Annotated in this window: 4 protein-coding genes and 1 tRNA gene; 2 read left to right on the top strand and 3 right to left on the bottom strand. The window is 54.8% G+C overall.

All coding sequences use genetic code 11. The annotated features are described in order from the left end of the window. Window positions 1–120: 120 nt before the first annotated feature. Window positions 121–447, bottom strand: coding sequence for an Arc family DNA-binding protein (locus F8N49_RS27350; RefSeq protein WP_003178899.1), 327 nt, complete (start codon window positions 445–447; stop codon window positions 121–123). 388 nt (window positions 448–835) lie between these two features. On the opposite strand from F8N49_RS27350, the gene phnN reads away from it, so the two are divergent. Next, complete coding sequence (gene phnN, locus F8N49_RS27345; protein WP_151553279.1) at window positions 836–1,405, top strand: phosphonate metabolism protein/1,5-bisphosphokinase (PRPP-forming) PhnN; 570 nt, start codon at window positions 836–838, stop codon at window positions 1,403–1,405. On the opposite strand, the gene F8N49_RS27340 is transcribed toward phnN, so the two are convergent. Then, window positions 1,380–1,559: a PA3371 family protein gene (locus F8N49_RS27340; RefSeq protein ID WP_016773599.1), complete on the bottom strand. Its 180-nt coding sequence runs from the start codon at window positions 1,557–1,559 to the stop codon at window positions 1,380–1,382. The genes phnN and F8N49_RS27340 overlap by 26 nt on opposite strands. Before the next feature lie 20 nt (window positions 1,560–1,579). Continuing rightward, entirely contained in the window at window positions 1,580–1,813 is a 234-nt protein-coding gene (locus tag F8N49_RS27335; protein WP_071173298.1) for a hypothetical protein, read from the bottom strand. Between the two features lie 298 nt (window positions 1,814–2,111). Between F8N49_RS27335 and F8N49_RS27330 the strand changes: the two genes are divergently transcribed. Next, window positions 2,112–2,188 (top strand) — tRNA-Arg (locus F8N49_RS27330). Window positions 2,189–2,241: the final 53 nt, after the last annotated feature.

Genomic DNA, 2,241 nt, shown 5'->3' with positions numbered 1-2,241 from the left:
TGCCATGCAGCCCAGCGGGGATAAATCCCCTCGCCACACTCAATTGCCAAGCGGCCATCTGTCATATTGCGGGCAAAAAAAAGCCAGCAATCATGCTGGCTTCAATATGTTCGGTATAACTCAGGACGCGTCTGCGGCCATTTCTGCGTCGTGTGCGATCAGCGACACCAGAGCGTTCTGCTGACGGTGCGACAGCTGACGGAAGCGTTGCAACAGCTCGCGCTCGTGCAGCGACAGCTCCGGGCTGTCCAGGCGCATGCTCAGCTCTTCGCCCAGTGCGCCTTCCTGAATAAGACTCTGCTCAAGGCGCGCAATGATCTCGGAGTTCATGCTGCGATGATGATTGCGAGCCACCTCGGCAATGCGTTCACGCATTCCGTCTGGCAGACGTACGACAAACTTGTCAGCCGTACGGCTGGAATAAATTGCCTGTTTCAATGGGCGCATATATTTAACCGGTTAGTTCAGGGGAGCGGTTCTCGGGATTGGCCGCAGGATGTGTGGTAGGACAAGCATCCGGACCAATTGGTTCAACCTGAATTGTTAAGAGGCCGGCATCATGCCTCAAAATTGCCAGATCATTGGCGTCAATTCTGTGACAAATATTGAGCCGGGTAAAGGCGTAATGCCAGCACCAGTTGTCAGAAATGCGGACTGGTTGGAAAACTTTCCATCCTTCCGTATCGCTGCCCGCTTTCGCATGCACATCTGTTGATGTCCGAAGACTTCAGAACGTGCATGCTATGCGGCTCGCTATTCTTGATCCCTATGTGTACAGGATAGTGGCAATTTGCCGATTTACTAGAGGCAGGACCCGTCGGAGGGCGTTTTCGGGATGGATGGCAAGCTTTTTTACCTGATGGGGCCGTCCGGTTCGGGCAAGGACAGCCTGATCGATGCATCGCGTGAGCCACTGCGGGCGTTGAACTGTGAAGTAATGCGTCGGGTGATTACCCGCTCGGCGGAGTCCGTCGGCGAAGATGCAATTGGCGTGACGCCTGAAGAATTCGAACGGCGACAGCACGCCGGCGCTTTCTCCTTGGCCTGGCAAGCCAACGGCCTCTCCTACGGCATTCCAAGGGAAATGGATGAATGGTTGCAAGTGGGCCGGCACGTACTGGTTAACGGGTCGAGAGCGAACCTGCGTCAAGCAATGGAGAGGTATCCAACCCTGGTGCCGGTTCTGCTGACAGTCAACGATGAGGTCCTGCGCAAGCGCTTGCTTAGCCGTGGTCGGGAGACCCCTGAGCAAATCGATGCGAGGCTGGCTCGCAATGCGTTGTTCAAAGACCGAAGATCCAGCGACAGCCCCGTTCATCAGATCGACAACTCTGTTGACCTTGCTATCGCGGTCTCTTCGTTATTGGAATTGGTTCGGCTTAACGCAGAACCGGATCGAACTTGATCTTGCGCCCGGCAATCAGCGCCAGCACAAACAGCACCGCAAACACGCCACAGCCAACCAGAGGCAAGGTGACTTCCGTCTCCTCGAACAGCGCCAGGTGGGTAACGCCACTCAGTAAAGCGAGGATCAGAAATCCTGTCGCCGATTTGGACATGTTGTACTCCTGAAGATATTTCAAAAAACCAGACGTTCGGTGGTTGGCGCCGAGGCTAGCTCAGGCTCGCTGACCATTTGCGTAGAAGCGTCGCTGCGTTCACTCAAAACTGCCCACTGCGGCGCTTTCTGCACCTGCAGGTAATGCGGCATGCGCTGCGCCACTGGCTGCTCAACGTCAGCCTTGGGAAAAAAATGTGATCCGAGCAAGACAGCCAGAGCCGCTGCGTTTGCAAGCAAGAGGGTGCTGTTCATGGCACGACGCTCCAAATTGTTCTTTTTGATAGAACAGGCATAGCAGTCGCCGTGCCAACAGTGTAACGGCTGATAAGTCCTTTAAAAACAAGGGTTTGGTATGTTTTTTTCGGCGACGCTGATTGCAATCTGCAATGACCGCATTTCCGCGCAGTGCAATTTGCCCGGTAAAAGTTCCCGCAATCTTCCAGGGCGCTTGCCTACACTTAAAAAGCCCTAAGGACGACATGACAAAACAGGGGCTGGCCGTTAACATGCACGCCGTCTGTCGCGCCGCATACTGCCCGCGTCAATCAGTGTCTCAGTAGCTCAATTGGATAGAGCATCCCCCTCCTAAGGGGAAGGTTGCAGGTTCGAACCCCGCCTGGGACACCACCTCTTCAAAAAACAAAAAGCCCCGTCGCACTCACTCGTGCGACGGGGCTTTT

The sequence above is a fragment of the Pseudomonas sp. GXM4 genome, assembly GCF_008923895.1.
Lineage (GTDB): Bacteria > Pseudomonadota > Gammaproteobacteria > Pseudomonadales > Pseudomonadaceae > Aquipseudomonas > Aquipseudomonas atacamensis.
The sequence above is the reverse complement of the archived record's forward strand: the minus strand, read 5'-3'. Positions and strand labels throughout refer to the sequence as shown.

Bases quoted from the DNA above. Each gene is read 5' to 3' on its own strand.
- phnN (WP_151553279.1), top strand. From the start codon at position 836: ATGGATGGCAAGCTTTTTTACCTGATGGGGCCGTCCGGTTCGGGCAAG.
- F8N49_RS27340 (WP_016773599.1), bottom strand. From the start codon at position 1,559: ATGTCCAAATCGGCGACAGGATTTCTGATCCTCGCTTTACTGAGTGGC.
- F8N49_RS27350 (WP_003178899.1), bottom strand. From the start codon at position 447: ATGCGCCCATTGAAACAGGCAATTTATTCCAGCCGTACGGCTGACAAG.
- F8N49_RS27335 (WP_071173298.1), bottom strand. From the start codon at position 1,813: ATGAACAGCACCCTCTTGCTTGCAAACGCAGCGGCTCTGGCTGTCTTG.